4 protein-coding genes are annotated in these 5724 nt (G+C 68.3%); 1 reads left to right on the top strand and 3 read right to left on the bottom strand.

All coding sequences use genetic code 11. The features are described from left to right. The 3 genes from ACNPM4_RS13570 to glgX all read right to left on the bottom strand — a co-directional run. The coding region (locus ACNPM4_RS13570) for a GlgB N-terminal domain-containing protein (protein WP_448986017.1) at positions 1-889 on the bottom strand (889 nt) is incomplete at its 3' end. Then, on the bottom strand, positions 886-2958 hold the full coding sequence (locus tag ACNPM4_RS13565; RefSeq protein WP_448986016.1) for an alpha-1,4-glucan--maltose-1-phosphate maltosyltransferase: 2073 nt from the start codon (positions 2956-2958) through the stop codon (positions 886-888). The genes ACNPM4_RS13565 and ACNPM4_RS13570, both read right to left, overlap by 4 nt. A gap of 65 nt (positions 2959-3023) precedes the next feature. Beyond that, positions 3024-5096, bottom strand: coding sequence for a glycogen debranching protein GlgX (gene glgX / locus ACNPM4_RS13560; RefSeq protein WP_448986015.1), 2073 nt, complete (start codon positions 5094-5096; stop codon positions 3024-3026). Positions 5097-5196: 100 nt separating this feature from the next. On the opposite strand from glgX, the gene ACNPM4_RS13555 reads away from it, so the two are divergent. After that, positions 5197-5724 (top strand): aminotransferase class V-fold PLP-dependent enzyme (locus ACNPM4_RS13555; RefSeq protein WP_448986014.1); only part of this gene is annotated, 528 nt, incomplete at its 3' end.

Raw genomic sequence — 5724 nt, 5'->3', positions numbered from 1 at the left:
CCCCGAAGGGGTGCTCCGCCAACGGCATGAACTCGACGTGGGTGAATCCGGTATCCGTCACGTGCTGGATCAGCGGCTCGGCGATGTCCCGGTACCCGAGGCCCTCACGCCAGGAGCCGACGTGGATCTCGTAGACCGACAGCGGCTGCGCGACGGCGTGGGTCGCGGCACGCCGGGTCATCCACGCGCCGTCCGCCCACTCGTAGGACGACGCGGTCACGACGGATGCTGTGTTCGGCGGTACCTCGGCCGCGAGCGCCATCGGGTCGGCTTTCAGTATCCAGGCTCCGTCGCGGGTGCGGATCTGATACTTGTACCGCGTGCAAACGGGGAGATCGGGGATGAAGAGCTCCCAGACTCCGCTCACGCCCATCGAGCGCATCGCGTGCGCATCGCCGTTCCAGTCGTTATGATCGCCGACGACGCGCACTGCCGAGGCGTTGGGCGCCCAGACGGCGAACGCGACGCCCTGCTCGCCGTCCAGCGTCCGGGGGTGGGCACCCAGCGCCTCCCAGAGGCGTTCGTGCCGTCCCTCGGCGATCAGATGGAGGTCGAGGTCTCCGAGAGTCGGACGGTGTCGATACGGATCCCCGGAGAGCGTCTCCTCGTGATCCGCGTACCGCGTGGCGAGCCGGTATGGGAGCGGGGGACCGACGTGCTGCGCCTCCCAGATGCCATGCGCCACGTGGGCGAGCTCGAGCCGGCTGCCGTCGCCGAACACCGCGGACACGCCGGCGGCCAGCGGGCGTCGGACGCGGATCACGGTGACCGTGCGGTCTGCGGCGTCTTTATGGGGGTGCGCGCCGAGGATGGCGTGCGGATCGTGGTGCGTGGCCGAGGAGACGGCCTCCCACTCGGTGGATGCGGCGACATCTTCTGTGTAGCTCATGCTCGCTCCCTCACCTTCAGGATGTGCACCGGCTCGGCGAAGGCGTCGAGCCGCACATAGTTGTGATCGTTCCACGTCCAGACGGCGCCGGTGAGCAGGTCTTCGACCTCGAACGGATCGCCGAGCGGGATGCCCCATTGCGTGCTGTCGAGGTGCACGGTCGTCTCGCGCACGGAGTGCGGGTCGACGTTCGCCACCACGATGACGGTATCGGGACGTCCGGTACCGGTGAACGGCGCCGGCAGGTGCTTGCTGTACACGAGGACGGCATCGTCGTCGCTCCAGTGCGCCCGGAAGTTCCTGAGCTGGCCGAGTGCGGGGTGAGCTGCGCGGATCTCGTTGAGGCGCCGGAGCAGAGGAGCGAGCGATTCGCCGCGGGCCTCTGCGCCCGACCAGTCGCGGAACTTGAACTCGTACTTCTCGTTGTCGATGTTCTCTTCCGACCCGGGCCTCGCCACGTTCTCGAAGAGCTCGTAGCCGGCGTACACCCCGTAAACGGGCCCTGCGGTGGCGGCGATGCAGGCACGGATACGGTACGCCGCGCGACCGCCGAACTGCAGGTACTCGGTCAGGATGTCATGGGTGTTCACGAAGAGGTTGGGCCGCATGTAGTCGGAAGTCTCCTGCGACACGGAGGTGAGGAATTCCTCCAGTTCGCTCTTGGTATTCCGCCACGTGAAGTAGCTGTAGCTCTGCTGGAAACCGACGGCGGCCAGGGCACGCATGACGGCGGGGCGGGTGAAGGCCTCCGCGAGGAAGATCACGTCCGGATCGACGGCGCCGATCTCGCGGATCAGCCACTCCCAGAACTGCAGCGGCTTGGTGTGGGGGTTGTCGACCCGGAAGATCTTCACTCCCTGGGTCACCCAGTGCTTCACGATCCGCAACATCTCGGCCGCGATGCCGTCGGGGTCGTTGTCGAAGTTGAGCGGGTAGATGTCCTGGTACTTCTTCGGCGGGTTCTCGGCGTACGCGATGCTGCCGTCGGGGAGGGTCGTGAACCACTCGGGGTGCTCGCGCACCCAGGGGTGGTCCGGGGCAGCTTGGAGTGCGAGGTCGAGTGCGACTTCGAGGCCGGCTCCGTGTGCCGCGCGAACGAAGGCGCGGAAGTCGGCCGGCGATCCCAGGTCCGGGTGGATCGCGTCGTGACCGCCCTCGGCGGAGCCGATCGCATATGGGGATCCGGGATCACCCGGCTCCGCTGTGAGGGTGTTGTTGCGCCCCTTGCGGTTGGTGGTTCCGATCGGATGGATCGGAACCAGATAGACCACGTCGAAACCCATCGCGGCGACCTCCGGCAAGCGTTTGGCTGCCGTGCGGAACGTCCCGCTCTTCACGGTCCCGTCCTTGAGCCGCTTCGCGCCCTCCGATCGCGGGAAGAACTCGTACCACGCACCGACGCCCGCCGCGGCACGGTCCACGTTGAGCGTCTGTCGCTCGGTGGCGGAACGCAGGGTCGTCAGAGGGCGGGCCAGGAAGACATCAGCCAGTCCGGAATCGGTGGAGAGCGCGAGTGCCGTTTGGCCATCCCCGGTCCGCAGCGACTCGGCGTCCGCGAGCAGACGTTTCCGCTGGGCGGCGGGGCGGTCCTTCTCAGCGGCGGCCCGCGCGAGCAGCTCTGCGCCGAGCGCGGCCATCACCGGCACGTCGACACCGGCTGCGACCTTCAGCTCCGCGGCGTGGGCCCAGGTTGCGAAGTCGTCGGAGAACGCTTCGAACCGATAGCGCCATGCACCCTGCTCGTCGAGCGCGATCTCCGCCGCCCACCGGTCCGTGCCGTCGCTCCGGGCGGTCAGCCGGTGCAGGCTCTCCTCGCCCGTGGGCGACGTGAGGCGCACATGCACACCGATGATGTCGTGCCCTTCGCGGAACGAGACCACGGTGAACGGGACGACCTCTCCCACGAACGCCTTCGGCGAGAAGCCGCCGGGCACAGCGGGGGTCGGATCGAGCAGCGGGATGCGGGTGGAGCGAAGCGAGCCCGGCACGTCCGCATCGCCGAAGGCGCGCGTCGGGATCTGAGTGGGGCTCCGAAGAGCCGAGGACCGAGTACCAGCACGTGCAGCCACATCCCGAATGTACCGCGCCGACGTGGTCGCGGGTAGCGCGCCGCGTGGTGCGTCGGGAGCCGGGCTCATTCGACGCGGAACAGCCTCATCGACGTCCCGGACACCGGTAGCACATCGCCGGGCGCGAAGACCTCCCCCTCGTCGGAAGGGCGCTCCCGAGCGCTCGACCACAGGGACACGAAGCGGACCGCGCCTTCGATCTCGTCGGGCAGACGCACGTCGATGGGTGACTCCGTCCCGTGCACGATGAGCAGGATGCGGTTCTCGGCCTCTGTGTCGGGGGTGGAGGCGGCGACGTACTGGAGCGTCCTGTTCCCGGGGTCTGCCCACTGCCCCTGCTCCATCGTCTCGCCGTTCTGGTCGTACCAGTCCATGACCGAGGCGTTCGGGATGTGCTCACCGAGCCGCGCGTAGCGGCTGGGGCGCAGCGCCGGGTTCTCCTGCCGCAATCGGATCAGGCGGGCGACATGTGCACGGAGGTCGTCCTGCCAGGGTTCGAAATCCCATGCGAGCCAGGTGAGAGCGGAGTCCTGAGCGTAGGCGTTGTTGTTGCCGCGCTGAGTGCGTCCGACCTCGTCACCTGCGGTGAGCATCGGGATCCCGGCCGAGAGGAGCAGCGTCCCGAGAAGGTTGCGCATGGCCTTGCGTCGCGCGGCGAGGATCGTCGGGTCGTCGGTCGGGCCCTCGACACCGTGGTTGAACGCGCGGTTCATGTCGGCACCATCGCGGTTCTGCTCGCCGTTCGCCTCATTGTGCTTGACGTCGTAAGAGACGAGGTCGTGCAAAGTGAAGCCGTCGTGCGCCGTGACGAAGTTCACGCTGGCGAGCGGACCCCGGTCTTCGCTGAACGTGTTCGAGGATCCGGCGAGTCGGGTCGCGAACCCGCCGATGCCCACCGGGGCGGAGGCCCGGCGGGCATAGTCGATGTCGCTGAGCCAGAAGTTGCGGACGCGGTCGCGGTAGCGGTCGTTCCACTCGTGCCATCCCGACGGGAAGTTACCCGTCTGCCACCCGCCGAGGCCGACATCCCAGGGCTCGGCGATGAGCTTGGTGTCGGCGAGGATCGGATCGTCCGCGATGGCCTGCAGGAGCGGATGCTCAGGCGTGTAGGTGTGGGCGCCGTCGCGGGCGATCGCCGTGGCGAGGTCGAAGCGGAAACCGTCGATCTGCATCTCCTGCGCCCAGTAGCGGAGGGAGTCGAGAACGAGTCTGGCCCCGACGTCGGTCGACGTGTCGAGCGTGTTGCCGCACCCGGTGGTATCGACGTAGACGCCGGACTCGTCCTGCCGGTAGTAGCTGGCGTTGTCGATGCCGCGCAGGCTCGAGCGGGGACCGCCGATGCCCTCCTCGGAGGTGTGGTTGTAGACGACGTCGAGGATCACTTCGAGCCCGGCCTCGTGCAGCAGCCGCACCATTCCCTTGAACTCGGCGAGGACGGCCTCCGGCCCGTCTTTGCGCGCGTCCTCGGTCGCGTAGGCCGTGTGCGGGGTGAAGAAGTTCAGGGTGTTGTAGCCCCAGTAGTTGGTGAGTCCGCGTTCGAGCAGGCGCGGCTCCGGCACGAAGGCGTGCACGGGGAGGAGCTCGATGGAGGTGATGCCCAGCGAGTGGAAGTACTCGATCATCGCGGGATGGGCGAGGCCCGCATAGGTGCCGTGCAGGGCGGGCGGCACATCGGGGTGACGCTTGGTGAGTCCCTTGAGATGCCCCTCGTAGATCACCGTGCGGTCGAGCGGGATACGAGGCTTCTGGGAATCGCCCCAGTCGAAGCCGTCGACGATGACGACCGAACGCCACTCCTCGTAGCCGTCGCCCTGGGCCAGGCCCCGTGCATACGGGTCCAGCAACAGCGTCTCCGGGTTGAAGGTGTTTCCCGGGCCGTGGGGCCCGCCGACGCGGACGGCGTAGCGGACGCCGGGCTGAAGGAGCTCCGTGGTGATCTCCCAGACGCCTCCTGCCAGCCGTTCGAGCGGAACCTCGTCGGTCGCCCAGTCCAGGTCGGTGGAGTCGAACACGACCAGCTCGATGGACGAGGCGTTCTGCGACCAGACGCGCAGGGTGCCGACGCCGTCGTGCAGACGGACGCCGAGGTTGTCGAGGGTGGTGCCGCCGGGCACGGTCAGGTCTCGGGACGCGGGCATGAGTACACACTAGGCGCGATGTGTTGCAGTCTCATGTCAGGGCGTACCGGGTTCCACGGACGGAGACCCGGCAGGGCGGGTTTCGCGAGAGAATCGAAGGATGCGGCACTATCTCGATCATGCGGCGACCACGCCTCTGCGCCCCGAAGCGCGTGACGCCTGGCTTGCCGCCACGGAGACCGTCGGCAACGCCTCCTCCACGCACGGCGCCGGCCAGGATGCCCGCCGACTGCTCGAGGAATACCGCGAGCGGGTCGCCGCGGTGCTCGATGCCGACCCGATCGAGATCGTGTTCACCTCGGGTGGCACCGAGTCGATCAACCTGGCACTGCAGGGACTGTGGCGGGCACGCCCCGCCGGCACGACCGCGATCGTCATGCCCGAGGCCGAGCACCACGCCACCATGGACACCGTGGCCGCGCTCGTGGAAGATGGCGCCGATCTTCGCCGGGTGCCGGTGACCGCACAGGCGCGGATCGAGCCGGAGCAGTTCGCTCAGCGGCTTTCGGGCGCCGCTCTCGCCACCGCGCTCGTCGCGAACAATGAGGCGGGCACGATCAACGACGCCGAGGGGCTGTCCATCACCGCCGCGACGGCGGGCGTGGCACTGCATCTCGATGCCGTGGCG

This window comes from Microbacterium umsixpiens, assembly GCF_053543675.1.
Note: the sequence above shows the minus strand (reverse complement) of the source record. Positions and strands in the feature narration are given on the sequence as shown.

Excerpts from the sequence above, each read along its gene's own strand:
- glgX (WP_448986015.1), bottom strand. The coding sequence starts at position 5,096 with ATGCCCGCGTCCCGAGACCTGACCGTGCCCGGCGGCACCACCCTCGAC.